Source organism: Pseudoalteromonas sp. OF5H-5 (assembly GCF_021530695.1).
Classification (GTDB): Bacteria; Pseudomonadota; Gammaproteobacteria; order Enterobacterales; family Alteromonadaceae; genus Pseudoalteromonas.
Genome location: NZ_JAKGBF010000010.1, coordinates 175158 through 201653 on the forward strand (window position 1 = coordinate 175158; position 26496 = coordinate 201653).

Sequence of the window (26496 nt, forward strand, 5' to 3'; positions counted from 1 at the left end):
GTCCAAAAATAAGTTAGCATTAATATCCACTCCTCGCTCAGAGTAACCTGCCACATTAAAGACAAACTCGTCCGTTAGTACGATAAATCAGATATGAAATACTAGCGTTAAATCAACTAAAGTAGTGCCCTAACGAATAGAGCAATTTGTCTTTTGGCACATTTCCGTGCTTTTTTCTAAATTTATCAATTACTTTTGCAGCGTAGCGATAGGTTATTCCAATATGATCTTCAATTTGCTTCATCGGTTTCCCCGAAACCAAGTATCGCATCACTTGACGCTCTGTATCGCTCATTTTTATATAATTGTCGTATAACTCGGCAACTAAGTTTGGATCTGAGAAGATTTTGCTGTTCAACGCCGAGCAAAATAACCCGATTTGTTCTTCATTTTCCTGTACCAGATGATTAAAGTCTTTATCACTTAAATTGCTATACAAAGTAACACAAGCGTAGCCTCTGTGGTCGCACATGAGCGGGACGACAAAACCGTTATTGAGACCAAATTCGTTTTTTGCATGGGCTAAGGTAGCAACTTGTAACTCAGTGGGGTTAAAACTCTGTAAGTCCCGCCACCAATTGATTGGCTTTCGATGCCCTGACAGTATTTGAGCCACGAAGATATCCTTCTCAGGCTTAAAAATTTCATTTTCCTGATAGTACTTTAAATAATCGAGAGGGGCGTTTTCGGTGGCTAGTATGATAGGCATTTGGTTCAAGTGTTTAACAAATTCATGGCTTGGCAAAAAACCATAAATTGCGCTATCAAATCCGATATGTGATATGGCACGATAAAAACTTGCAGTGTATTCTGCTTGATTCGAAGCATTCAACAAATCGACTAGATCTTGATAGCGCATTTTTATTTTCCTACTTTTTAGCTACGATTAAATTCATTGCACCATGAAAGTGAGTGCAGTCTCGGTTTGTTACAGACAGTCCAGCTTGTTCTAGCCAACCTTCAATTTTATCTAAAGTATAAAACGAATGTTGGTATTGTGTGACAAATTGTAAATTCAATCTCTTAAAGTCTGCAACAGCAGGATTGCCACTAAATTGCGATTCATACAGCTCAATCATCATTTCCATGTGAGATTTTGTCATGTTTTCATTGGGGTTTGCGATAATTAACAGGCCACCCGGAGCAAGTAAGTTATAGCAGTGTTTAAAAACTAAAGAAGGATTATCCATCGCATAAACACTGTTTATTAATGTAATCACGTCGTATTGATGTGTATTTACAAATTCTTCGAGTTGAACATGAAATGCTTGAAATCGCTGTGGTTCTTTAAGTCTCTGCAGATTGGCGTTGGCTTTTTGCACCATATCAAGAGATGTATCGACGCCGTGATAAGTAGAAACCTCACCATTAACAAAAGCGGCTAAGTTTCCATTTCCACATCCAGCATCCAGTACAACTCCTGACAACAGCGGAGCAATTGTATTATAAAGTTCAACCTGTGGTGGAGTAATAATAGAGTCAAATGCACTACTATATTCATCCCAATGAGATTTATTCATAATTTCCCTTTTAATTAGACTATCACTCTTATTAAAGCAAGATGATAAGTTTCGATTTAGGAAGCGAAGGCCCCTTTGCTTTATCTCTTTCGTTTCAACAACTAGAGCAGATATTTTTCTATCAACCCCAATATCATAGTTGCAATCACTTTTAATCAGTATAGCGTTAAATAACTTTTTATAAAAATCAACATTTCCTCTCAGGATAAAAAACAACCGCTCATAACCCATCTGTTGTGCTTTATCTAATAACAGGCCATAAACGACTCTGGTAATTGCGACATCTTTACTCGATATACTAAGCTGGCCGACAACTGCATCCTTTTTAGGGTCAAAGTCATCGCTTAATGATGCCCTTACTTCTTTCCAAACATCTTCATCTTCATACGCACTGCTCAGTCCAAAAGTCGCTATTGGATTGTGTGGAACTTGGCTTATATCACTAAGTAGGTATAGAGAAATACCTTTACCTAAGATTTTATCTTTAGTAACTCTGATAGCTGGAAAGTTTTCCACATAGTTTTCTTTCAACGTTTTAACTGCGACATCAATATTATTTAAATTACATGCTTCTATTTTAAAAGACATAGTAAATTCCTCTCATTCTGTTTTTAAAGGAGAGGTAAAATCTGTCTGCAGCCAGAGTTCACCTTACATCAGGCGTTTGCTTGTTTGCCCGATAGACATAAGGTTAAGGCGATAATGGCAGATGCCAGAGGCCGATATTTGGAAAATTCACAAACCAATAAGCTATTTAATATCAATTAGTTAATGGATTAGGAAAGAAATAGGAAATAGATTGGACGTAAAGCAAGGTGCTACTTGTAGCACTTGATATAAAAGGATCTCAAATTAGCTCTGTATTTTTACAAACGTCAGCTACAGACAACCCTCTGCCAGCTCTTTAGTCAGCAATCGTTTTGTTTGAAAGTTTTACAGGTAAATATTGTAGTTCGATGTAATGGTTGAACTTAAACACCGTAAACCAAAGGCTCGCAGTATTTGAGGGTGCTTCAATGAGCTATTGCTAACTCATCGAATAATGAACAAAAGTTCTCTCGATTTTCACTTCTGTTGATGGGGAGTATGCAGCAGCGCTGAGTGCACTGCCCATTGGCTTAGTTGAAAGTTAGCCCAATAAATAAGCAACTCAGATTAGATAACACTACCATTGTTATTTGCTTTCACTTCAAGCTTTACTACCTCACCTAACTCCTCGAGCCACTTAGGCGAGTTAGAAACTCTGGAACTCAAGTAGTCAAGTAACTGAGCTTTCATCACAGTTGTTGCTTCATATTGAGTATGAAACTGTTGTTTTTTCAGCGCTTCAAGGTGGGAATCCAATGCATTTCTCAAAACATTAGGGTCCAAATCTAAAGCGTCATTAAAAAGAACGATGTATTTTTCTCTCGCTCTTTGAATATTATCTTGAGTATTACGGTAATTCTTGACCAAGTTCGCCTTTGGATTTTCTTTGGTTGACAGATAGTTACCAAGGATCTCAAGCTGTTTCAAATCATTCGAAAGGTCCGCTGCAAGAGCTGAAAGGTTACTTACCAAAAGGCTGCTTTTTTCCACTAAGTCTTTGTTTACTCCAGCTTCGACAATCATCACGATATGTGATGGCTGCCCTTTCACATTTTTCAGCTTAATGTAAAACATTTCATTGTTTTCATAGACATCGGAGTCAGGAATAATGGGAATATTTATTGATTTTTGCACTTCACCAGGCTGGAACTGTAAAGCAATATCAAGGGCTCGATAGTCCTCAGCTGCTTTTGCAGTACCATCTTCTGTTATCAACTCTATCTGTTGTACTAAATCAATGCCTGTTGTTCGATGAATAGTAACTTCCACAACGGCATTAGACTCTTGAACTTCAGTCTTCACACCAGAAAAAGTAATATTTTCATATTCTTTAGGAAAAAAATATGGATAAGATAGCGCTGCCAATGTTGATAAACAAAGTACCCAACTAAAGGAAGTGACAAACGAAAAATGCCAACGCGCAAACAGTAATGGCTGAGCACAAACACTACACTTGTTGGCATATGATTTAGTAAATAACTTATGCGCCCGAGCATTGCTGCAGTGTTCTATATTGTTGCAATAATATTGTGCTTTTATTGGTTTAATCGACATCTACATTACTCAAAGTATCATATCTATTTCTTGTGCTAGTGATTCAAGCTCACTCTCTAGCTGGTTTAGCATTTGCTGTTGTCGTGATTCGCTTGCCGCTTCCTGAAATTGTCTCAATACCTCCTCTCGACTCAGGCCGAGCCATGGGTAACGTGTTTTCAGCTGGCTAATTTTTGTCTGATTAATATGTTCAAGACCTTTGTATGTTTCTATCTTATCCAGCAACGCATCATGGCTTGCAATTAAAGCGTTTAACTTCTCACTTTGTATTACTATCAACTGTGTTAGTTGTACCTTGTCACTTTCAAGCTCTTGATTTTCTTCCTCAATCGCATTCATTTGAGCTTCGATATCCACTACTCTTCGGTTTAGCTGTGCCTGTCGTTGCTTTGCTTTTTCTTCGCTCCATCCATACAACCCACCAGTTGTCGGATCACCTGTCGTCTTACAACCTGCTAGCAAAGACAAAAACAAGCAATATATAACCCGCTTCAGCATTAATATAATTTCCGTCTATCTAATGAAGCTAGCTGGGCTTGCATGACTTCTAGCTCGTTCTTTTCAGCAAGAAGTTGTTGAATAACCGTTTCACTATGTGAGGCTAATTGCACAGAAACGGTTTCTCTTTCTTGTGCCAGCACGTCCTTTTGGTACTGAATTTCTTCAGTCAATATCTCGACTAACTTAGCTGACTTGGAAACCGCTTTAGACAGACTATCTTTTTGCGTTTCTAAGCTACTATACTCAGCACTGCGTTTTTGAGACTCTGCCTCAATGCTTTCTAACTGCGCGGTATAACCTTCTATTTCCAAATGAATTTTTTCTCTTTCATTTTTTGCTGCGATAAGTTTCTCTTGTGCCCCTTTAATCACATCTTGCATATATAACTCAGTATTAGCGTAATCCTGCTTCTTCTTAACCACACTCTTGGCATAAAGATCACCGGCAACAGCACCAATCAATGCACCAATCATAGCGGCTTGCTTATTGTCACCTAACACCAAACCAAGCGCACCACCAATGAGTGCACCTGTCGATGCTCCCTCAGCTCGAGTTTGAGTGTCGTCAGTCATTGCACACCCGGATAGCAAAGCTGTCATGATTGAAGCAGCAACAAGGTTTTTTCTACTTTTCATCGTTCGTTTCCCACTGGTTATTGGATTTAGTAAGTACATCAGCTAATTCTTCGATATCGCTCGAGGCATGGCTGTTAGGGGCTGGCAGTAGCTCTTCTATGGTCGACTCTTTAGTATTTAAATGACGGTAATCATTTTCGATACGCTCTTTTTCGTCTAGTAAGTCCTCAAAATCATCGCTGTCGCGCAGGAAACTCAATCTTCTTTCTGTAACTTCGTCCGCAAGCTTTTGCTTTTCGTCTTTGCTTTGTTTTAAATCAACTAAACGCTGCTCTAAACGCATACTATCGACATCGGCAATTGATTTGAGCTTACGATCTCGACTATCAAGCTGCGCTTGGATCAGGCTTTCGTCTTTAATTTCTAGTCTTTCAATCAGTAGATCCATTCCTCGGCTGCGCCTCAACAGAGCCGATACCTCACTGAGCAATTCATCTTGTAACTTTGCGTTATACTCGCGTTTATTCACCCAAAGCGTAATGGAAGGGATAAGTAATGTTGATGCCTTGAAAAGCCTAATAACTTCCTGTTTTATATCTTCTAGTTCATTCTCAATCGCCAATTTTTTACAGACTCTATCGTCATTCCCTTTAAGGGCGGTGTTGGTATGACGCTCAGGAGAATCAATTCGGTAACCAAAATCCCATTTTTCAAACGTTTCCCAACTATGTTCACCACCGGCGTCACTGACGACTAGACCGAGCACTTCAAATGCACCACTGAATGAATACTCGGCACCAATCCCGTCTTGTCCACCAAAAAAATGCTTAAATTGGATTGGTATTTTTTTACCTCTTAGCTCTTCAAGCCTCATGGCATCTTCAGATTCAACTGCCATAAGTGACTTAATACTTACCACCAAGCCATGTTGTTCACTTAATCGTTTGCCAATTTCATCTTCAAGTTGAGGCCGGATTAATTCTTCAAACTGACTTAATGCTTTGTAATGATTAAACTTGTCATTCAACATCACTTCTTTGCAAATGTCGTGTACTAGTACTTTTATTCTGTCGAGAATTTGCGCTTGCGTTATTGCTAACAAATCAATCTGATTGTCGTTTTCACTACTTGCAAATAAGTGACGGTATTTCTCAAACTCTCCTTCTTTCGCCTTAACTTCCATGCGAATATTTAACCGTACACGGCTACCAAACATCCCCGTTTTAAATGCGCCATCTTCTTTATCAAACGTGAGCATCAACCCATTTAATAACCTCAGCGGAGCAATGTTTGGTAATGTATGAAATGAATTAAGTTCATAACCAATCGCAGTAGCTTGTTGCTTAACACTATTTTTAACCTGATCGGAGATAGAGACGTCTTGACTCGTTGCCGTTTTGAAGTTGCTCAGCAGATCCATTTCAGATTTGCCCAAAATATGCTGACGGATTGCTCTCTCAATACCCGCCTTCATGTGTGCTACCACCCCCTCGATATCGCTAATTTCAGACTTGCGATAGGCTTGATAGTTATTCAATGTCATTTGACATTCGGACGTTACTTCTAAGCCCGTTTCTTTTATCTTGGTACTATATTTAAATTCGGCATATCGCTCTGGTGCATTACGCAACGTAAAGCCAATATTAAAATCCATTCCTTTTAATTCTTGCTGCATTTGCTCGCACACCGAAGTGTTTAATTCACTGCTTTCTCCACGCTGTAGCTCTTGCTGATAAAACTCATCCAATAAGTTGCTATTTTGTGAGTCCAAGCATTTCTTATACATTTTCGACATGCAGTGATGCAGGTGCTTATCTATTAAATTAAATAATCCTTTTTCCGGCGTGCCTGACATACTCAAGATTTCGACTAACTTATGTGCTTCAGTTTGATCTGTAATTTTAAGCTGAAAGGTAGCGTAAAACTCTAGTGCAATCTCACTTGCACCTTCATGCCATTCAAATGGAATTTTGCTAATGACGATTGGTTTTGTCTGAGATTTAACAAAGAAATATTCATAATGTTTCTTATTAAATAAATCAGATAGCAAACCTTGCTTGGTTACGATTTGGTTGGTTTTCTTATTCCAAGTGACAACAAATCCTTCTCCATGAACTCTCGGATTGTGAAAGTTAGTATCGACTTTTCTGATTAAGTTGCTCAAATTAGAGATGCTTTCATGCATGGTAGGATTCTCTTCTAGGTTTTTTAAATTGTTTAATAGCTTCGCTTAACACGCCTTTTTTTAGCTTTAGTAGCATCCTCAACTCTTTATCTGATCTACAATTTCTGTACTGCTCTACCGCCTTATCTCGCTGAATTCTTAAATCTGCTTTAATTTGCTCGTACTGTTTTCTGGTGCAAGCAATGGCAAACAATTGATTCAATCGTTTGAATTTTTCATTTAACTCCGTAAGCATCATGTCGTAATGCTCATATTCGCTTTCATCGGTGATATATTGCGCTTGGAGCAGCGTTTGCTTTATATAAATTGATGTGGTTAAAAATGCTGTGATGTTTCTCTTCTTTAGACTTTCGCTCAAACTTGGCATCGCGAGCAATTGGTAAATTAACTCTTCCGCCCCCTCTTCAAACATTAACGTAATCAAGTAGGAGGTAGCCTTATCATCAACTTGGTTATTTCCCTCTAACACACGATGCATAAGACTAAAAACAAAAAGTCTCACAATCATTAAAGTTAAAATACACTTCTCACTATCGGAAGGTATACTTTTAAGTATTTTTAATAAGTGAAAGGAGTCGCTATATAAATACCCTGAAAAATAGTAGCGAAGCAGCGCAAAGCTAGGACATTTCTTACTCTTATCCAACCCAAGCTCATAGCTTTTAGAAAATATATACTCTAATGACAAAACTTCAGACTCACTTTCAAATTCAATTGAATAGGCTAGAGTATTAAACAAAAAATAGAGGTGATTTTTGAAATCACACACCATCTCTTTAAGCTTATTTTCATAGGTTGATTTAAATACTGGCACCCAGTTGTCAATATGAATTTCTAAGTCTGAAATAGATATTAAATCTTTCTCTTTCTTTTCCACTTGCCCTAGTAGTTGATAAATAAATTCATCGATGGCTATTTTGAATCTATCTTGATAAGAGAGCGCCCTAACAAATGAGATAAAATGAATTATTTTTGAATTTGGACACTGACGATAACGTTCAAATAATTTTAATAGGTAGTCACTGTTAATAGTAATTACCCCGACTTCAGAAAGCTTTAAGTAGAAGTAGGCGAGGTCTGAAAAAAGTGCATCTATGTCAATGAGTTCATTTGTTATATCCTGATCAAAAATGACTTCCTCAATAATTGGCGAGAGTACAGCTAGTTGGAATGGATTGTTTGTAAGCAACTTTTCTCGATATACGCTTGCCTGCTTAATCGAACTTAACCTGATACAACAAATACCTAAGCCCGACGGTGATGTGAGCTCAAGCCCAGCTAATTTTAAAAACGCATCAGGATCTTGCTGCCAACCAGCATAAGCATGAGTTAACGCTTCGACTCCTTCTCCTATTTCTTTAGCTTGTTTTAATTTATGGTCAAATGCCTTAGCAATTGCATTTTGAAACAACACCAGTGGCATATTGTTAAACCAACAAGTTAGTGTAATAACTAAACAGTCCAACCAGTCGTCGTTATCTAGTGCTGCCACAGGTAATGGGTCATGTGTAAAGTGAACTGCAGGCTGCCAATAACCAAGCATAGAACTTACAGAGTTGAAACGCAGGTATTCCTGGATCCTTCTAGGACAGTCACTATCGCCTTTACTATCCAATACCATAAGCAGCGTTGCCTTACGTGCTTTTAGTTTAGACGTCAGTGCATTTAGATTTTCACGGGTTTCGATAAAGCGCTCGAAACTTTCTAGGTCTTCTATTGGTTGCCTAATAACATAAGCGTGTTGACTTTCTACGTAAGGAAATCTTGCTTCTAAATACTCAGTCATTCGACATGAATTGTGACGTATGTAGTAAGATGATATGTCGGTGTGCTGTAAAGCAGCAGCGATAGCCTCTGAGAGATAAAAGGCATTCTCGTTATTTTTTCCAATAATCAGCCAGTTGTGACAAACGAGGAAGTTGTTAAGTTCGGCTAACTTGATGTCATCTAAAATGACCTCATTACTCGCAATTTTTGGAAACGTTCTTAACTGAAGTGCTTCATACTTCAGTGGTTTCTTATCAGCGTTTGAAAAATAGTTATTGACCTGAACATCTCTGTTCCCTTGGATCACGGCCTCTTCAAACGTACTACTATCAAACTGGCTCAGTTGCTGAGGAACATCATTCTCATATGCATTGGTTTCGATGCCAATGCTTGAACCAGCTTCCGCTTCCTTTGGATCCGCACTCATATAAAATCACTTTTAAATATAAAAAAGAAGTAATTAAACCTTAATAGCTTCTAAAAACGAGCACTTCGTTATAGAGATACAAGCTTCTTAACTAGCTTACATTTTCAGGGTTAAGCCACCCCTTATCAGAATTTAAGATTACCTTTAATCTTTAGCACCAAAATTAAGCGTAATATCCCTATTACCAGTGATAACATTTGGGCCATTCGCCCCGCCGTTAAAGGTGCACCCTTGAAACTGAGTATTGTTTTGCTGGCCATTTTGATTTGTAGGGTCTGAGTGGTGGTTGTTTTGTTGATTTTCTATTCGCTTTTGGTGGTATTCCAGCGCTTCTTCAGGCTCAATATTAAGCGCAGTCAATAGATTCTTTAGCTTACTTACCGTCGATGACGAGAGTGGCGCTAAACTGGCTAAGTAGCCTTCCGTCTTATAATTGCGAAGACTTCTATCACTCATGTAAGCACTGTCTGTAACTTGCTGCTCGGACAGTCCGTTTTGATTAATCTTCTCAACAATCAGCTGCCTTAAGGACTCTAATTGCACCTCATCCGCAAAGTTATAAACTTGTTCCATTTCGCGCTCCTTACCCTTAGGCATATCAAAAATCTCACTTACAGATCTAAAAACCACATTTAGATTACATTTCTATACAATTAGAACACAATTTTCAAATCTATTTTCACTTTGTTACTTAAATATAAATTATGAAGGTAACTACCATTCGGTAACTTGCATCATTGTGAATATCAACGACCATTACTTGGCACTGAAATAAAATTATTTAAAATCATACCGATACTAGCTAACTAACTGTTCTGCACATTTATCAATCGGACTTTGTCAGCGAAACCAGACGCAAATTCATTGCCGGACAAGTCTGTCAAGGTAGAAATAACCACCCCTATCGCTTGGCACAAAATTGCAGAAATATCATTCCTGGATGCAATGCGGGTTTGAATTGGCAACCTTCTATAATTTGCAATTTACTGAAGGCTGTTCACAAAGCTCACTGCTCCTATCTAGACATCAAAGCTTAGCAACGTAATAAATAACTCACTTATAAAACCACTATAAATTTCCGTTCCCATTCCGTTTTTATTCCTTATTTTTCCTTCACAATCACACAGTTAAATGAAAACCTATAAATACCAAAACACATCAGATGGGGTGAATATGAAAAAGCTTATTGAAATTTTTAAGAAAACAAATCAACAAAGACAGATAGGAGAATCAAAGATGACTAAAACTACATTGTTAAGAAATGGTTTCTGCCAATATTCTTTGCCAAATTTAAACGTTGGTTCACGACAAGATATTGAGTCGTTACTGAAGCAGGTAGAACCTGAATTAGGCTTAGACACCTATATTCCATCCGGCCAAAATGCAAGAGGTATCGTGCGCTATACCGTCAAGGACGCTAACACTCACCTTATCAGCCCCGAAAATAGACAAGGAGGCCAATACTATGTTTACGGCTTGTCTCAACAACTAAACCCGGACGCAGGGGGTAAACAAAGATGGTTCAAAGCAATAACACATTGCACTGACGGTACATTGATTTGCAACCACCCAGTAATAGCAGCGCTGACTGAATTTTTGATCCAACATTCAATTCCAGCACCGTCGTACCATGTTGAGCATCAGTTTATTGGCTATTATCCGACACCTCATGCGGATTGCTTAGTAACCCCAAATACGCTTCATTTCGACGGGTTAAGTCATCAAACGATTACCTCAATCCTTACGCTGGCCAGAGAGAATGTATCAGGCGGGGAGTTTGTGATAGCTGACGGTGTCGCGGTAAACACCCCTATAGATAATGTCAGTACCCAAGATCTTCGGCTCTTTGCTGAATTACCAGTGGGGTCAGGCGTGATTATGGACGAGTGTCAACGTGGTACTTCCCGCCCACTTTGCCATAGTGCAATGGCGACAAGAATGGAGAATGTGCAGCAAAATACCGTCTCTAAACGAATAATTTTGGTCTCAGAAGTCACGCCTATTTGGCACTAGAAAACCAAAGGGCTCTTTTATAGAGCCCTTTTCAATTTAGCTGATTGTAGAGGATAGCTTTTCTATAGCTCAAGTATTACGCCGCAACCCGTCCTTTATGGATCAATCGCTCACATAGCGCCTGCCACTCATCGGTTTGTTTTTTGCCTTCAATTCGGCGACCAAACAGCGTTAATACAGTCTCGCGATTGGCATCAAAAAACTCAATAGAGGTAACCACAGTATTGCCGTTATCCGTGGGTTTTCTGACCACGAACGCGCGGGTTAGGTCGTCTGCTTTTATATGCAGGCTAAACTCAGGATCTAATACGTTAAACCAAGGGCCAACTTGTTTGAGGTTTTCAACCTTTCCAGAGAAGATCTGTACCGCACCTGGATTGCCAACGAATACCATAATCTCTTGCTTAAACATGTTTGCTTGCTGAAATATATCTGCAAGGTCAAAGCTTTGTAGCTCAAAGCTCCATGGTGAGCCAACGATTTCAAGGGCCTGCAAGCGTTCAAGGTTGTATGTCTCTAAAAGCTTTGGAAAATGATGGACATCATTTAACTCGCCCCACTGCGACCTAAAATCATCTAGTTGCGCAGTACTCAAGTCCCTAATATTAGTATCTAGGACTTCAAAAGGCGTTACATCCAACTTGTGACTATGTGTTAGCTGGTAGCGTGCTTTAAGGTTCACAAACTCGTTAAAGTCGGCGTCTGCAGTCATATATACCTTATGTACAGCGCGACCATTTTCATCGAAAAATTGAAAACTAGTATGCTTATCCGTTTCAACAAGAAATACACTTTTCCATTTGTGCAAGAAAAGCCGCAGATCAATCCCTCCTGGATTGATGGCCACGGCACTAAGTTTGTTACTGTGCCCTGTAACATAGAGCTTTTCATACAAACCAGTTATCTCGCTCACCACAGAGCCATTTCTAGTCAAAGCCATCACTTTTCCAAGCTTTTTAAATCCTTTTAATAAATCCGCGATTTTATGCTCATCTAATCTGGTAACTCGAGACGTAACAGGCTCATCCAGCTGTGCGTTTAGCAACTCAGCTTCACTCACACCTAGCTGCATAGCCGCAACAATGGGCCTAATGTTAGGCTCTCCGATTAGTAGCATTTTATAATCTTGAATAAGTTGTTCCATATTTCCTCCACAAGGAACCTAGCTTAACCACCCATTTGGCAAAGAAAGAAAACAAGTTGTTGATTTACAGTGCTCACATATATAGACGCAACATCATCCGATCAAACCATGTACCAACTTTGCAAATACCATGAAACCCAAAGCAAATGAAAATGAGAATTAATATCAAAAATGATACTAGCAATTTATTTCGTCTAATGAAAGTCCACACAGATTAAAACATTTCTACTCAATCAAAAGCACTCGTGTTCAATTGAATATGCAGGCTGGCATACCAACTCGCTTAATTCAGCTTCCAATTTTGAGGCGAGAGAATCTTGTCGATAACACCGCTACCGCCAAGGCACCTACATCCATGTAGGCAGGGCGAAAATTTTGCTATTCAGTTGTTCTAAATGAGAAATTTTTAACGCCGTTAGCGTCAGATTTGATCCTTAAAATTGAGCAAGTATTAAGGCTAATTGGTACTAGTTACCTCCTAAATTGATGCGCCTTTTACGGGGCGTAAACACAAAATGGCAAGACTAAACAAAATAATAGCAAGCAGCGCCATTGCAGCCGCACCAAGGCTGTAAGCAAAACCTGCGACGGCAGACCAAATCGCCACACCAATGTGCATCATGCTCATGGCCAGTGAGATAAGTACACCACGATGTGCAGGCGAAAGTTCTGAAATATATGCCTGTAATGCCGGTGAACCAATGCCGCCAGCCAATGCCCAAAGTGTCATCAAAAAGTATAACGGTATGAGAGAGATACCTTGATACCAATAAAGACCGCTACTGGCAATGAGGCAAACGACCAATGACGCACGCATGACCTGCCGCCCACTTTCAAAGTGGGTTGCGAGTTTTGGCATCATCAGGTTTCCAGCAACACTCACTAAGCCTAATAAGGCATACAGTACACCAATAAACCACACTGACAGTGCTTGTGTATCTCGTAAATGCTGCCCAACCAAATTGAACAAACCAATACCACCACCTAAACCAATACACATGGTAAGTAACGCGCCAACAACACCAGGTATTTGCCATAGCTTGACTGATATCTTGGTGCCTTCTCCAGCTTTGTCACTTGGGATCGCACGGCGGTTTACAGTAAGTAATAACGCCACAACCCAAGTGGCGATCCCGAGTGCAACAAAAGCCGCTCGCCACGACATTAAATGCGTTAAAAACGCGCCAAACGCAGGACTTGAGATCATGCCAAGAGTTAAGCCTGCTTGCACCCAACCGATCCGTTTGAGCGCATCTCCACCAGAGCTTGCCGCGATGGCAAACGCAATCGGGAGCATGCCAGCACTGGCAATCCCCGTGATCACACGAGCAACTAAGCCCCACTCAAATGAAGTGACAAGCCCTGTCGCGATGGAGGCACCACCAAAAACCACGATTGCAGGTAAGATGATAGCGCGGTGCCCTGCTTTATCCGAGAGCGCCCCAAATAGCGGAGCCACAATCGCTAGGGCAACGCTGTAAGTGGTAATAAACAGTGTTACTCGCTCAGGCTTTACACCTAATTCGAGTCCAATAGGTTCAAGAATAGGCCCAAGCATCAGCTCATCGGCCCCAACTAAAAACGCAATAAAGGCGAGTAATAAAGTCAATAACATCTCATTACCCCTTTTTTGCGCAGCAAACGTTTACCTTGCAGGTGTTCAGCAAAGCAAAAGAAATAAAGCCAACATTAAGCTTGTGTTTGTATGAGTCTATACCTGACGTCATCAGGTCATTTAAAAGCAAATTCATTAAATTACATCCATAAAAAAACGGGAGATCGGCTGTAATACCGACCTCCCGTTTCAAAAAATTTCGAAAACGTGTGCCACTGAATTTCGGGCACAAAAAAGCCGGCGATGAAGTATCATCGCCGGCTTCGTCTTTCCAATCATCAGATACACTGCCGCTGCCCACCTTTATTCAGGTAGTCGCCAATGTCTCTGATGAAGATTTAGAAAGTAAGCTCCGAGCAACACTTCATCGTGTTAATGCGCGGAGCAAAGCCTTCTAACAAAATTCTTAAATAGGATGTAAAACATCGTGGAAAGATCCAAATTAAAATCGCGCGCCAATGTATACGATGTCGATTAAGTAGTCAATAATCCAAACCAAGATACGTCAACACAGCGGTGTGCTACCCCTTATCCCTAAGCGCAAAGCGGTAAACACCAGCAATTAGCAAACAGATGGTTATAGGTAACCACAGCGCCTGAAAGTGAAACTTGTTATAAAGCCAAGCGCCCAACACGCCACCTGCCACAAACCCTGAAATGATCAACACAAACAGTTTTGTTTTTCTGATATCCAAAGGCTCGCCTCTAAACAATGCCCCAATCATCAGCCCTAAGTCAGTGAATATTCCTGTTACATGGGTTGTCCTCACCACAGCTCCACTGTACGTGGTGGCTAATGCGTTTTGTAGTCCACAAGCCGCGGAGGCAAAAAAATGACCATAAAATGAGCCTTGCATCAGTAAGACGAGAGACACGGTAAGCAACATGGCTTCGAGCACCAACGCGGTATCGTAATGTTTGCCAAGCCTTAACGTGGTGCCATGCAGCAAAAACCCTGCAAGTGCAGAGCCAAGCAAGAACGCGAGTAACACTCCAAATAAGTGCAGGGTTTCTTTAAGGCTGCCACCTAAAAAACTAGTTCCGAGCATAGTCGCAGTGCCGGATAAATGAGAAACGGATTGGTGCTCAAAGCTAAGTAGGCCGATTGCATTCACAAATCCTGCGACGAGCGCCAATATAAAAGCGCCGATCTCAACCCATTTTGGTAACTTTGAGATCATCTCTTTGCCATAGGATGATCAGGATTTAACTGCAATAAGTCCCAGCGGTTGCCATAGAGATCTTCAAATACAGCAACCGTGCCATAATCTTGCTCTTGCGGCTCGCGAATAAACCGAATGCCAATAGATGTCATGCGCTCATAATCACGCCAGAAATCATCGGTATTTAAAAATAAAAATACCCGCCCACCAGCTTGATCACCAATAAACTCCTGCTGCTCTGGCGTAGAAGCTCTGGCAAGTAGTAACGCCGTACCATGTGAATTAGGCGGTGCTACCACCACCCAGCGTTTATCTTGCTCGGGTTGATCGGTGTCTTCTATTAATTCAAAACCTAGTTTATTGACGTAGAAGTCGATGGCTTCATCGTAGTCTTTGACGACGAGCGCAATATTTACAATATTTTGTTTCATGATGAGGGCAACCCATAGCCTCTTGCCATAAGTGCAGCAAGTAGCGGTAAAACTAAAAGTAACAGCATTTCTAGCCTTTTAATGACGATAATACGCTGGGGCACAAATAAATTATCTTTTGTTGTATTACGGTGCTTCAATAAAAACACAGTCGGAATGATAGACAGCAAAGCGATTAACAAAAATAGTCCGACTTTGGCATGGAAAATCGGATTTTTAGTGTAGAACTCACTGGGCTTGCCAACTGCAAACCATAGCGTTAATCCTGCGCCAAGGGTTACCAGCGCACTAACACCATACAAGCCATCAACTACCGCTAACCGCTTAATGCTCTGACTACTCATTGATTTAGAGAGTAACACGTTTTCAATCGCGAGCGTCGATGCCAAAAATAAAATACCGAGAAAGTGAATATATCTAACGACTATTTCTTCCATGCTGTGCCCCAATTGCTATTTTAGCCTTGATAAAGTGTGTTATTTTCTTCTAAAAAGTTCACCAAAGGCAAAAATAGGGGCTGCGGCAATTCATCAAGCGAAAACCACTGCCATTGTTTGCATTTATTTGGCTCTTTAACTTCTGCATCATGAGTATCGCACCTTGCCATGACAAACAGAGTGACATAATGTTTCTGCTCATTGGCAAAATAATCATTAGTAAAACCAAGCTTTTCAACGTTTACAACATCTAGCCCCGTTTCTTCATGCACCTCTCTTATCGCGCATGCCTCAATGTCCTCTCCATACTCTAAATGGCCACCAGGGGTTGCCCAAGTATGTGCGCCATGAGCGCCGATGCGCTCACCAAGCAAAATTTTATTATCGTGCATTATTACCACGCCAACCCCGACGCGTACGACTTGATCCATTATTTTTCCTTAGGGCCTGTTTACCTTTCAAGTTTGTTTTTGCAGCAGTTTGATTGGTATTTGTACAAGGCAGAGCCTGCGTAGCATAGTTATTCTATGTGAGTCAGGCGATAACACAGTAGAAATGCTAATCAAGCGCTGCCCTTTGGGTTCACCTGAGTGCGCTTTGTTCATTGTTGCTCAACTTTTGCCTAGATTACTAGGCGGCAAGTCGAGCGTCGCGACCAAAACACACTCAGAAGAACAAAAATCAAACAGCAAAGATCAACAGGCCCTAGTTGTTACTGCAAATATTGACTCGCTGAACTTATTATTCAGGGTGATTTAAACACCCCGAGCTCAGCAAGTTTAGCTTCTAGTACCTTAGTATTTTCATTTTCACTTTCATGACGGAGCGTCGTTTTTTCCGTACCTGACATCAACTTACTCCCCGGTAATGGGGCGTCATCAAAGGTCAGCGCTATTTCTTTCGCCCCGACATAAAAGGCAGAATAAGTAGAGAAAGGATACACAACCAAATCGTTTTCAACTTTCGTTCCTTGTAAATTTTTAACTCGCAGTGTACCGCAAACCTTCTCTTAAGTACTGCCTTCGCACTCAGACTTTTACGTTAAGCTCGCCAAGATTTCAAGCGCATGTTTTCTATCACTTAGCTCGTATAAATCGTTGGTAAAAATAAACTCATCGACCGCTAACTCACGTTTAATCATGCTGAGTTTATGGTGGACAGTCGCGGGGCTTCCAACCACAGATAGGCCTAAAAAGCTTTCAACTTGCATTTGCTCTTGGGCATTCCATAGACCCTCCATCGAATCAACGGGGGGTTTCAACCATAACGCCTGACCTCGCATCAACGCTAGGATACGTTGCTTTGACGTAGTAGCTAAATACTGCGCTTGCTCGTCGGTATCGGCTGCAACTACCGGTAAGCCAAGCATTACATAAGGTTTATCTAACACCTTTGATGGTTGGAAATCGCGGCGATAAAGCGCGATAGCATCATGCACGAATCGTGGCGCAAAGTGACCCGCAAATGCATAAGGTAAACCTCGCTTTGCGGCGAGCTGGGCACTATAAAGACTCGAACCAAGCAACCAGATTGGTACCTTGGTGTTTTCGCCCGGAATGGCACGCACCGAGGATCTACCGTCATAAGGACCGAGCAAGGCTTGTAATTCAGCAACTTCATCGTCAAATTGCTCCGCACGTCTGTCATCGCGACGTAGTGCTCGGCTGGTAATAGGATCGCTGCCAGGCGCGCGCCCTAATCCCAAATCAATACGGCCTGGATAGAGGCTTTCTAAGGTGCCAAACTGCTCAGCGACGACTAACGGTGGATGGTTTGGCAACATCACGCCACCCGCCCCTACCCGAATATTGTGAGTGTGTCCGGCAATATGCCCTATCAATACGGAGGTTGCTGCGCAGACGATGCCACGCATATTATGATGCTCAGCCATCCAAAAGCGTTTAAAGCCAAGTTCATCCGCTTTTTGCGCATAAGCCACGCTGTTAGCGAGGGTTTGTGAAACGGTATCTTGCTCTTTCATCGGGCTTAATTCGAGCAAAGAAAATGGCATGTTAGCAAGTGAAGTCATAACAATCCTTAACGGTTTGAGTTAGACCATAGAGTAAGGGTTGCTACTTCTATTTCAATCCGAAATCCCGCACTACATTGTTGCTGATTCTCGACTGGTTATGAACAGTCAAGCCATTAGCCCCACGTTAAAAGGCCTGATTTCCATGGATCCACGTTTGCGTAACTTTGGTCTCTTTTATTCGTCGAATGATATATTGAATAGGTTTTGGTCTAACACAATAAAGTCAGCAAGCTTTCCAACCTCGAGGCTTCCACAATGTCTTCTTGTCGCATCGCGTACGCAGCATTTATTGTGTAGGCTGCGATTGCTTGTTCTAATGAGTTGCTTCAGGCTGTCGAGTAATTGCATTCGCGATACTGATAAAAGGATTAAGCGTACTCACATTCCAATCGCTGCTCAGCGTGAGCATCGCACCATTTTCACTTAGGCTTTTAATTGGAACCAAATGATCTGCCCGCTCGCGACCTAACAGTGGTTGCATTTCTTGCCAATGATGCGGTTGAGTAAATTCTCCTGCGACTTGTGCATCAGCTATCCACTCAGCGCAGAAAACCTCTTGTAATCTTCAGGATCAACAACTTCTACATGTGTAATGCGATGCCGAGCAGCTCCTTTAGAGGCTGCTTCAATAGCATTTAACGCTTCATGTATTCCTCTGTCGCCAACTGCATGAATGTTAAAGTCAAAGCCACTAGGCTCCAATACTTTTATATATTTCTCTAATCGAGCTTGGGTAAAATAATTCACTCCACGGTTACCATCGAGCTTAAGCCAATCTACTTTATAAGGCTCTTTCATTGCCGCAGTGGTATTCACCAAAATACCATCCATGTAAAACTTTATTTGGTCGACTTCTAATAAGCTATTTGGCGTCGTATTATGAAACGATTTAAGCGCTCTAATTTGGCTTTCATCACTTGCTTCCGGATAAGCCCATAAGCCCAAGCTGGCTCGCATCTTCAAAACACCATCCGCTTGTAGCTTTTGCCAAGTATCTAATTGGCCGCGCTGCCAATATACGCGAGCATCACTAATGGATGTTATTCCGTGGCTTAAAAGCATAGGCTGAGTATATTCATCAAAGCCATAGCTAATTGGCAACTAACCTCTAGTCAGACTGAGTTCACGTTCAGTTTGAAGCTCACTAAACTATAAAAATGACGCGCTTAGCTGCTAGCATGATAGCTCACCCAGCAGCTGCGATTTGGCCAAGACAACTGTTACTACAGCGAATTTTTCGTACTTACAGGTGTTTCTAAACTCGCTAGTTGCTTCTTTGCAGATTCGAGGTTAGGGTCAAGTACAATTGCCTGTTTTAAAATCGCCTTTGCACGTTTTAGTTGATTATCGGCAATCAGTGCCTCTGCGAGACTATCTAACCCATTGGCTGAACTAGGGAATGCTTCAACGTTTAGCTCAAATGCAGCAATAGCAGCGGCATTTTTCTCTTCTCCCAAAAGCGCATATCCCAAGTCATTCAACTGCGCTTCTGAAAAATCATAATCGTTATACCTATCGGCCTTGAGGCGATTATATTGACTTCTCGCCTCAGCAGGTTCCTCTTGGGTAAACATCTTATAAAGAACTGCTGAAATAGGTTGTTTTACTTGAGGATATGGTTTCATCGCTAAAATGGCTTCTACCGCTTTTTCATTCTCATCGACAACGTCATCTTGACCATTATTTGTTAATAGAATAATCGTTCTATTATCATCCAATTGATGGCTGTAAATCGACTTAAAACCTCGCCAGTGGCCACTGTGGCCAAACTTGGGATGATCATAGGCATCAGCCTTTAACATGAATCCATAACCGTACTGTTTGGTGTTGTTGTCTAATGTTGTGGTCGGCTGCAGCGCTTGCAGCCAAGTTTCCTTCGAAATAAGTTTATTATTGCTTAACGCTAAGTGCCACTTATACAAGTCCTGAGTCGTTGAATAGATCCCGCCCATCCCCTCAACATCAAAGAAAGGAATTTGATCAAAGGCGCGCTTCTTATCATTTAAGTGACGACGAAACCCATATGCACGAGTTGTTATTTTCTTTTCCGTCAACTTGGTTCGACTAACTGTATAATGCATACCAAGGGGTGAAAATACTTGCTGTTGAAGAAACTGGCTATACGGCAATCTAGATACTGACTCAATGACCTTTGCAAGTACAACATAACCAGTATTACTGTATTTAAATTGCTCACCCGGTTTAAACATTAATGCAGGTTGCTCACTCAGCAGCACACTCAATAAAAAACTTTGATCAAGGCTGGAGTCCACTTTTCCTTGACGATACAAGTCCGAGATATAAGGCATCATATCTGGCACACCAGAAGTGTGGTTTAATAGCTGATTGATTTTAATATCTTTATATGGAAAGTTAGGAATATATAAATAAACGGGATCTTCAAATTTCAGTTTGCCTTGCTCTTTAAGCATCATGATCGCGATAGCGGTAAACTGCTTTGAAATAGAACCAATATCAAACTGATGTTGAGTCCCTAGCAGCTCTTCACTAGCGTGACTAACCTCTCCCATCGTTCTTTGGAAAAGTATGGCGTCATTTTCTGCAACTAAGACACTGCCATTGCATAACTTTATTTGTTCGCAGTGTGTAAAGTAAGCTTCTAACAATTGTACTCGGTCATCTTCAAAGCTTTGCACATTCATACTATTCAACATTAATACGGTTGAAGTAATGGCAGACAAGACAAACTTTTTCATAATTAATCCTTGTTGTTTTTATACATGTTGAGTCAATCAACTTACACGCCAAAATATATAGCTATAAAAAACAATAGGTTAAATATAAATTCCTTCAACCATTACGTTGATGGTGTATCGAAAGTGGGACATTCTTATAAGACTTGTAGCACTTCCGGAACACCGCAAAATACACTTTACAAGCCTTCCAGACGGTGCGTAAGCGCAACATAGCAAGCACATAATAATCCACATAAAACCAGCTTTTGCCTGCTAGACTCATAAAAAACTGACTTGGAGCAATATCTTATGAAAGCCGCTATCCTGTTTATTCTATTTACTTTTAGTAGCCAGTTATTGGCAGAGACGGACACAACTAAAATCAATAAGCTGTTCGACAGCTACATGAGTAAATACAACCATTATCTGCAAACTGGTGATTTACCAACCAGTCCTCAACTGTACACAGATAGGCTTATGTTAATGTCATCAAGTTCGAAGCCGAGCGTGATCACACAAACGCAAATGAATAAACAGGTGCAAGTATTCTTAACACGCCTGAAAGAACAAGGTGTCAGTCACGTAAAGTGGAGCAAGGTCAGTATTCATTTTCTTGATAAAAATATTGCGTTAGTGAGCAACATCGCTGAGCGATACACCCAATCAGGCGCACTTTTTAATAAAGTAGGCGCAAGCTATTACGTCTATTTAGTTGATGGTGAATGGAAAATATCTGCGTTCGCTGTACATGATGCGAAAAACACTTTACTTTAATTGCATCTAAACTTTGGTGTTGTAGGCATGGAAAACTGGGACGACTTTCAATTACTGCTTGCATTAAAACGTGCTAATACACTCAGAGGTGCGGCCAAAGTTCTAGGCGTAAACCACACGACGGTATCTCGTAGACTACATGCCTTAAATCAACGCTTTAGTCTTGATATATGCATGCTTTCGCAAGGCAAAGTCTCGTTTTCTGAATTGGGACTGCAGCTGCTCAGTGCCGCTGAAAACATGGAAGCCAGCCTTGCCCCTCATTTAAGCCAAATTAACACTTCGGTTAAGCAGTTAAAGCAACAAATAAACTTATCTATCCCCCCAGCGATTTTGCAGTTTGTCTTGTTAGACGAATTACATGAATTTCAGCAAAACAATCCTTACCTCACGCTGTCGATTAATACTACCTATGCACTTTCCGATCTAGAGAAATCAGAAGCCGATGTCGTGATCCGAGCTTCTCACGTTCCGGATGAGCACTTAGTTGGTCACCGGCTATTTCCGATTTCACTTGGTTACTTCATGCATAAAGACTATCTCGATAACCGCACGAGTGAAAGCGTTTCTTGGATAACCGCCAGCGTAACAGAAAGACCGACTTGGCTACTTGATACACCCTATCCAACCGCCCCAGTTTCTCTATCAATTGAAGATTTGGTGCTGCGTCATCAGGCTGCATCCAAAGGCCTTGGTATGATCAGAGGGGCGCACTATATTGCAAGGCATTTTCCTAATTTAATTGAATTTGCACCAGCGAGTGAGCACTATGCAGATTTATGGATCCTGACCCATCCAACAAAAAAATCCATACCCAACGTCAAGCGGCTTATCAGCTTTTTACTTAAGACTATGCGCAGTAAACAAATACTGATCGACTGCGCAAAATAACATTCGCCACGTTAGTTTAGCGCCTATCCACTCTAATCAGCCAACCATTTATACATAACATAGCTATCTACCAAACCCAATTTCCCGTGTTTATATGCCTTTGGAATGGTGCCCACAATGGTAAAACCAAGCTTTTGCCATAGTTTAATCGCCAGTTCATTGGTCGATACCACACTATTAAATTGCATGGCTTCGAATCCCAGCGCTAATGCTTGTTGCTGGGAATGTTCACACATCAGCCGTGCAATTCCCTTACCACGAGCCAAACTCGACACCATGTAACCACAGTTACATATGTGGCTACTCGGACCCATCGCATTTTGTCGCAAATAATAGCTGCCAAGTACTTGCCCATTTTCAACATATGCAAAAGCTTTGAGCGGCGTTTCACACCAAAGTAAAAATGCCTGATCTATACTCATATTTGAGTCAAATGCATACGTTTCTTGCGCTTGGATCACTTCTGAAAACGTTGGCCAAAACGACTCAAAATCTTCCCGAGTTATCTCTCTTATCATCCCATTTCCTCTAAACGTCATACCTGATAGCAATTAACCCAATTCTTGCAAATATACTCATTCTACTAACCTCACACCACTTTTGTTTTAGGGAACCCGAGACGAATACTTGTCGAATCATTAGTTTTTCACGCTAATAGTTACTGACTTACCACTCCTGTAATGCACTGTAACTTTCTGTAATGTATTTAGCCTTTTTCAAAGCCTAGTATGAATCAGTAGATTGATGAGAAACCACTCATCAAAAGGATATTTAATTTTCTTGTGAGGTTGTTATGTGTACTAGAGCTTTTAATAACTGGAATAGAGCATATTTGGCTACTGCCAGAAATATGGACTGGATGTTTATATTACCTACCAGCTTGTTTGTACTTGAAAAAGGACTAAAAAAATCGGGGCTTGAGCCAGTTTCTGAGCTAGAGGCAATAGCAAGCGAGAAAACTCGCAACCCACTTACGTGGACATCTTCCTATAGTAGTGTGGTCGCTATGGTAGGAGATGATTGCAGCGGCTGGGCAGCCTCCGATGGCATGAACTCTATGGGGCTTGTCGCAAATGTATTGTACGACTCAGGCGCGACGTACGGTAAATCAGCATGCAAAAGTAAAAAGCAGCTGAGCGTACTGAGATGGTTGCAGTATGTATTAGACAAATTTGTACTCGTCAAGGAAGTCGTTGACGTATTCAGCAAACAAGAAATTCAGATCGTTGGTGCAGAAGTACCTAACAGCGAAGGTAAAACCGCAGCATTGCATTTGATAGTGTCGGATATCAGTGGCGATTCAGCCATTATCGAAGTTGAGAATGGGGTTTTTAAGATCCATCACAGCGCTGACTATCGCGTTGTTACCAATGAACCAAGTTATGAAGATCAGCTAAGGATTAATGATTATTGGCTGTGGCAATGGAGTGATAAAAACAGTCAGCCGAGCCATACGATCCCTGGCGGTCCATACTCAACCGATAGATTCGAACGCGCTGCGTTTTATCTTAATCACTTAGATTTACCAAGCGATGAGCATGATGCCCTTGCACAGGCTCGCTCGGTTGCTGCAAGTGCATCAGTACCCCTTGGCTATAATTTTACAAGCAGTGCCAGCCCAAATATATCTAATACCTTGTGGACAACCGTTGCAGCACATAGGAGCCAAACCTATTACTTTTGCAATGCTCGCACGCCTCATGTTGCTTGGGTGGAATTGGCAAACTTTAACTTTGAATCGTCAGTCAGTGCCTTCACACTGATAAGCGAAGATCTATCTGGGGAATACATCAATAGCACCAGAAATGGCAAGTTAAACAAGCATTTTGAACCAACCGAAGATCCGTTCAAAAAGTAAGATTAGCAGATTTTTGAGCCAAACACGCCATAGCTCGTTTTGGCTCAAAAGCACTTAATTTACCGCCATATTCACAGCCATCACTAACAGTAGCACAGCAAATACCTTTTTAATCGTGGCAACTGGCAAGTGATGCGTGGCTTTAGCCCCCATTGGAGCGGTAAACCAAGACGTGCACACAATTCCTAACAGGGCTGGCAAATAAACAAATCCGGCGAAACCATCCGAAAGTGCAAAGTGCGCACTGCCCGAGCTAATGTAGCCAACGGAACCAAAGAGCGCGATAACAATGCCACATGCAGAAGCGCATCCTATGGCCTTTTTCATATCAACAGAGAAAAACGTCAACAGCGGTACCAAAAGCGCCCCACCGCCAATGCCTATCATGGCAGATAAACCACCGGTGATCGTCGTTAATACCGTAAGTATGCCTTTATTTGGCAGCTGCCTTTGGGTTGAGCTCTCATTTTTACTGCTATAAAACATTTTTATTGCTATCAATACCACACTTACTGCAAATACAATGCGCACCGCGTTTTCGGGTAATAGCGCTGCCAAAAAACCACTGATAAGCGCGCCTAGTGCAACGCCCGTCATTATCCACGGCGCTAAATCCCACGGTACATTGCCATTTTTATGATGCGCGATTGCCGATGAGGTAGAAGTAAATAAAATGGATGCCAGCGATGTCGCTACAGCGGCTATCACCACTTGCTCCGGCGGTAACACGTTAAAGTACAATAAAATACTGCTCAGCACCGGAACAATAACCAGCCCACCGCCAATACCTAACAACCCGGCTAAAAAGCCAACAACACTACCGAGTAGTGCACAATACACAAACAACAATATCAACTCACTCATTCCACTTATCTCTTCTTTTAATTGAGGCGCAATCGCCTAAGTGAGCAATATGGGCGTTGCTTTTAGCCTTTGTGCCACCTAAGCGCTGGCGAGTATAACAACATAACGCTTTGCCATTGGTGCTTTTGACTTAGATAAGCCTTGAATATTCCTCACGTTTTACTTGAAACAAATGCAACTTAGACATTTAGCAGTCTAGACTTTTGGATTTCCAAAGAGTTTCATTCTACAATTGCTCATATTTTCTGCATATGCGACTCAATAAGCGGCATCTATTTTTGTAACTCATGAATCAGACTCATGTTTTATGTGAAATAAAACCGTTTTTCTTCATCTTGTGATCCACGTATAAATCTTACATCACTTAATGTTCGGCACTCTCACTGCGTCCCCGTGGATATCTGTTTATCGCAGTGAAACGTAATTACCGAGCGCGTTAGCATTAGAATTGGATACCTGAAGAACATGAATAACGAGTTTACTTTCACTATTAAGAGCATTCGTCTTGACGAGAATTACCATCCGTCAAACAGCACGCGGATCACCACCAACTTTGCTAACTTAGCAAGAGGCGAAAGCCGCCAACAAAACTTACGCAATGCCCTAAAGATGATTGATAATCGCTTTAACGCATTGGCTAGCTGGGATAACCCAAAAGGCGACCGTTATTCTGTTGAGCTTGAGATAGTCTCGGTTGATATGGATATTGCAGGCAGTGGGCAAACTTTCCCGTCAATTGAAGTGTTAAAAACCAATATTGTTGACCACAAAACCAATGAACGTATTGAGGGAATTGTTGGTAACAATTTCTCATCTTACGTACGTGACTACGACTTTAGCGTGCTATTGCTTGATCATAATAAAGATCAACCTAAATTCAGCATCCCAGCTAACTTTGGCGACTTACACGGTAAGCTATTTAAATACTTTGTCGATTCAGAAGCTTACAAGAGTCACTTTAGTAAGCCACCGGTGATTTGCCTAAGTGTATCGGATAACAAAACCTATCACCGCACTGAAAATCAGCACCCGGTGCTTGGCTTTGAATATCAGCCAAATGAGTCATCATTAACTGAGCAATATTTTAAAAAGATGGGCTTACAGGTGCGCTACTTTATGCCACCAAATAGCGTTGCACCTTTGGCTTTTTACTTCTTTGGTGACTTACTGAATGACTACACCAATCTGGAGTTGATCAGCACCATCAGCACCATGGAAACATTCCAAAAGATCTACCGCCCTGAGATTTACAACGCCAATGCGGTTGCAGGCAAGTGCTATCAGCCAAACTTGAAAAACCTAGATCACTCATTAACGCAGATTGTTTATGACCGCGAAGAGCGCAGCCAGTTGGCGATTGCACAAGGTCGATTTGCCGAAGAGCATTTTATCAAGCCTTACCAAACCGTGCTTGAACAGTGGTCTGCAAATTACGCTTTATAATCAACGGGAATATGGAAC

25 protein-coding genes and 1 pseudogene are annotated in these 26496 nt (G+C 41.3%); 6 read left to right on the forward strand and 20 right to left on the reverse strand.

Annotation, left to right across the window (positions count from 1 at the left end; all coding sequences use genetic code 11):
- Positions 1 to 112 precede the first annotated feature (112 nt).
- The 8 genes from L1271_RS15705 to L1271_RS15740 all read right to left on the reverse strand — a co-directional run bounded on the left by L1271_RS15705 (position 113) and on the right by L1271_RS15740 (position 9690).
- Positions 113 to 859, reverse strand: a complete 747-nt coding sequence (locus L1271_RS15705) for an autoinducer binding domain-containing protein (protein ID WP_010603763.1) — start codon at positions 857 to 859, stop codon at positions 113 to 115.
- Positions 860 to 869: 10 nt separating this feature from the next.
- A complete protein-coding gene (locus L1271_RS15710; RefSeq protein ID WP_235368251.1) occupies positions 870 to 2108 on the reverse strand; it encodes a class I SAM-dependent methyltransferase in 1239 nt (412 codons plus the stop codon).
- Positions 2109 to 2675: 567 nt separating this feature from the next.
- Complete coding sequence (locus L1271_RS15715; RefSeq protein ID WP_235368252.1) at positions 2676 to 3662, reverse strand: Calx-beta domain-containing protein; 987 nt, start codon at positions 3660 to 3662, stop codon at positions 2676 to 2678.
- Between the two features lie 9 nt (positions 3663 to 3671).
- Entirely contained in the window at positions 3672 to 4160 is a 489-nt protein-coding gene (locus L1271_RS15720) for a hypothetical protein (RefSeq protein WP_010603766.1), read from the reverse strand.
- On the reverse strand, positions 4160 to 4798 hold the full coding sequence (locus L1271_RS15725) for a YMGG-like glycine zipper-containing protein (protein WP_010603767.1): 639 nt from the start codon (positions 4796 to 4798) through the stop codon (positions 4160 to 4162). The genes L1271_RS15720 and L1271_RS15725 overlap by 1 nt, the downstream gene beginning before the upstream one ends.
- Entirely contained in the window at positions 4788 to 6923 is a 2136-nt protein-coding gene (locus tag L1271_RS15730; RefSeq protein WP_235368253.1) for a hypothetical protein, read from the reverse strand. The genes L1271_RS15725 and L1271_RS15730 overlap by 11 nt, the downstream gene beginning before the upstream one ends.
- Positions 6916 to 9117 (reverse strand): hypothetical protein, encoded by a 2202-nt coding sequence (locus tag L1271_RS15735; RefSeq protein ID WP_235368254.1) that lies wholly within the window; start codon positions 9115 to 9117, stop codon positions 6916 to 6918. The genes L1271_RS15730 and L1271_RS15735 overlap by 8 nt, the downstream gene beginning before the upstream one ends.
- Before the next feature lie 144 nt (positions 9118 to 9261).
- Entirely contained in the window at positions 9262 to 9690 is a 429-nt protein-coding gene (locus L1271_RS15740) for a hypothetical protein (RefSeq protein ID WP_235368255.1), read from the reverse strand.
- 663 nt (positions 9691 to 10353) lie between these two features.
- Between L1271_RS15740 and L1271_RS15745 the strand changes: the two genes are divergently transcribed.
- Positions 10354 to 11130, forward strand: a complete 777-nt coding sequence (locus tag L1271_RS15745; RefSeq protein WP_010603771.1) for a 2OG-Fe dioxygenase family protein — start codon at positions 10354 to 10356, stop codon at positions 11128 to 11130.
- A 76-nt stretch (positions 11131 to 11206) separates the two neighbouring features.
- On the opposite strand, the gene L1271_RS15750 is transcribed toward L1271_RS15745, so the two are convergent.
- Both L1271_RS15750 and L1271_RS15755 read right to left on the reverse strand, forming a co-directional pair.
- Complete coding sequence (locus L1271_RS15750) at positions 11207 to 12274, reverse strand: ChuX/HutX family heme-like substrate-binding protein (protein WP_102058371.1); 1068 nt, start codon at positions 12272 to 12274, stop codon at positions 11207 to 11209.
- A 478-nt stretch (positions 12275 to 12752) separates the two neighbouring features.
- Positions 12753 to 13889, reverse strand: a complete 1137-nt coding sequence (locus L1271_RS15755) for an MFS transporter (protein WP_174169547.1) — start codon at positions 13887 to 13889, stop codon at positions 12753 to 12755.
- A 209-nt stretch (positions 13890 to 14098) separates the two neighbouring features.
- Here L1271_RS15755 and L1271_RS15760 point away from each other — a divergent pair, with 209 nt between their 5' ends.
- On the forward strand, positions 14099 to 14287 hold the full coding sequence (locus tag L1271_RS15760) for a hypothetical protein (protein ID WP_141240143.1): 189 nt from the start codon (positions 14099 to 14101) through the stop codon (positions 14285 to 14287).
- A 123-nt stretch (positions 14288 to 14410) separates the two neighbouring features.
- Here L1271_RS15760 and L1271_RS15765 read toward each other — a convergent pair whose 3' ends face one another.
- The 8 genes and pseudogenes from L1271_RS15765 to L1271_RS15805 form a co-directional block, all read right to left on the reverse strand.
- Positions 14411 to 15070 (reverse strand): YoaK family protein, encoded by a 660-nt coding sequence (locus L1271_RS15765; RefSeq protein ID WP_235368256.1) that lies wholly within the window; start codon positions 15068 to 15070, stop codon positions 14411 to 14413.
- Positions 15067 to 15483, reverse strand: coding sequence for a VOC family protein (locus L1271_RS15770; protein ID WP_227388104.1), 417 nt, complete (start codon positions 15481 to 15483; stop codon positions 15067 to 15069). The genes L1271_RS15765 and L1271_RS15770 overlap by 4 nt, the downstream gene beginning before the upstream one ends.
- Positions 15480 to 15920 carry a DUF2214 family protein gene (locus tag L1271_RS15775; protein WP_235368257.1) on the reverse strand — a complete coding sequence of 147 codons (441 nt, stop codon included), beginning with the start codon at positions 15918 to 15920 and terminating at the stop codon, positions 15480 to 15482. Before L1271_RS15775 ends, L1271_RS15770 begins: the two co-directional genes overlap by 4 nt.
- Before the next feature lie 20 nt (positions 15921 to 15940).
- Positions 15941 to 16351: a nucleotide triphosphate diphosphatase NUDT15 gene (locus L1271_RS15780; protein WP_102058367.1), complete on the reverse strand. Its 411-nt coding sequence runs from the start codon at positions 16349 to 16351 to the stop codon at positions 15941 to 15943.
- A gap of 314 nt (positions 16352 to 16665) precedes the next feature.
- Positions 16666 to 16863: a hypothetical protein gene (locus tag L1271_RS15785; RefSeq protein ID WP_235368258.1), complete on the reverse strand. Its 198-nt coding sequence runs from the start codon at positions 16861 to 16863 to the stop codon at positions 16666 to 16668.
- Positions 16864 to 16956: 93 nt separating this feature from the next.
- Positions 16957 to 17949 (reverse strand): LLM class flavin-dependent oxidoreductase, encoded by a 993-nt coding sequence (locus L1271_RS15790; RefSeq protein ID WP_235368259.1) that lies wholly within the window; start codon positions 17947 to 17949, stop codon positions 16957 to 16959.
- Between the two features lie 316 nt (positions 17950 to 18265).
- Positions 18266 to 19014: pseudogene (locus L1271_RS15800) on the reverse strand (amidohydrolase family protein).
- A gap of 161 nt (positions 19015 to 19175) precedes the next feature.
- On the reverse strand, positions 19176 to 20669 hold the full coding sequence (locus L1271_RS15805; protein WP_235368261.1) for a serine hydrolase domain-containing protein: 1494 nt from the start codon (positions 20667 to 20669) through the stop codon (positions 19176 to 19178).
- A gap of 288 nt (positions 20670 to 20957) precedes the next feature.
- On the opposite strand from L1271_RS15805, the gene L1271_RS15810 reads away from it, so the two are divergent.
- Positions 20958 to 21422, forward strand: a complete 465-nt coding sequence (locus L1271_RS15810; RefSeq protein ID WP_235368262.1) for a hypothetical protein — start codon at positions 20958 to 20960, stop codon at positions 21420 to 21422.
- A gap of 27 nt (positions 21423 to 21449) precedes the next feature.
- Positions 21450 to 22313, forward strand: a complete 864-nt coding sequence (locus tag L1271_RS15815) for a LysR family transcriptional regulator (RefSeq protein ID WP_235368263.1) — start codon at positions 21450 to 21452, stop codon at positions 22311 to 22313.
- A gap of 32 nt (positions 22314 to 22345) precedes the next feature.
- Here L1271_RS15815 and L1271_RS15820 read toward each other — a convergent pair whose 3' ends face one another.
- Positions 22346 to 22831: a GNAT family N-acetyltransferase gene (locus tag L1271_RS15820; protein WP_010603786.1), complete on the reverse strand. Its 486-nt coding sequence runs from the start codon at positions 22829 to 22831 to the stop codon at positions 22346 to 22348.
- A 275-nt stretch (positions 22832 to 23106) separates the two neighbouring features.
- Between L1271_RS15820 and L1271_RS15825 the strand changes: the two genes are divergently transcribed.
- Positions 23107 to 24171 carry a linear amide C-N hydrolase gene (locus L1271_RS15825; RefSeq protein ID WP_268831198.1) on the forward strand — a complete coding sequence of 355 codons (1065 nt, stop codon included), beginning with the start codon at positions 23107 to 23109 and terminating at the stop codon, positions 24169 to 24171.
- Positions 24172 to 24225: 54 nt separating this feature from the next.
- Here L1271_RS15825 and L1271_RS15830 read toward each other — a convergent pair whose 3' ends face one another.
- A complete protein-coding gene (locus L1271_RS15830) occupies positions 24226 to 25035 on the reverse strand; it encodes a sulfite exporter TauE/SafE family protein (RefSeq protein ID WP_010603788.1) in 810 nt (269 codons plus the stop codon).
- Between the two features lie 465 nt (positions 25036 to 25500).
- Between L1271_RS15830 and L1271_RS15835 the strand changes: the two genes are divergently transcribed.
- Positions 25501 to 26478: a DUF1852 domain-containing protein gene (locus L1271_RS15835; protein WP_010603789.1), complete on the forward strand. Its 978-nt coding sequence runs from the start codon at positions 25501 to 25503 to the stop codon at positions 26476 to 26478.
- The last annotated feature ends 18 nt before the right edge of the window (positions 26479 to 26496 follow it).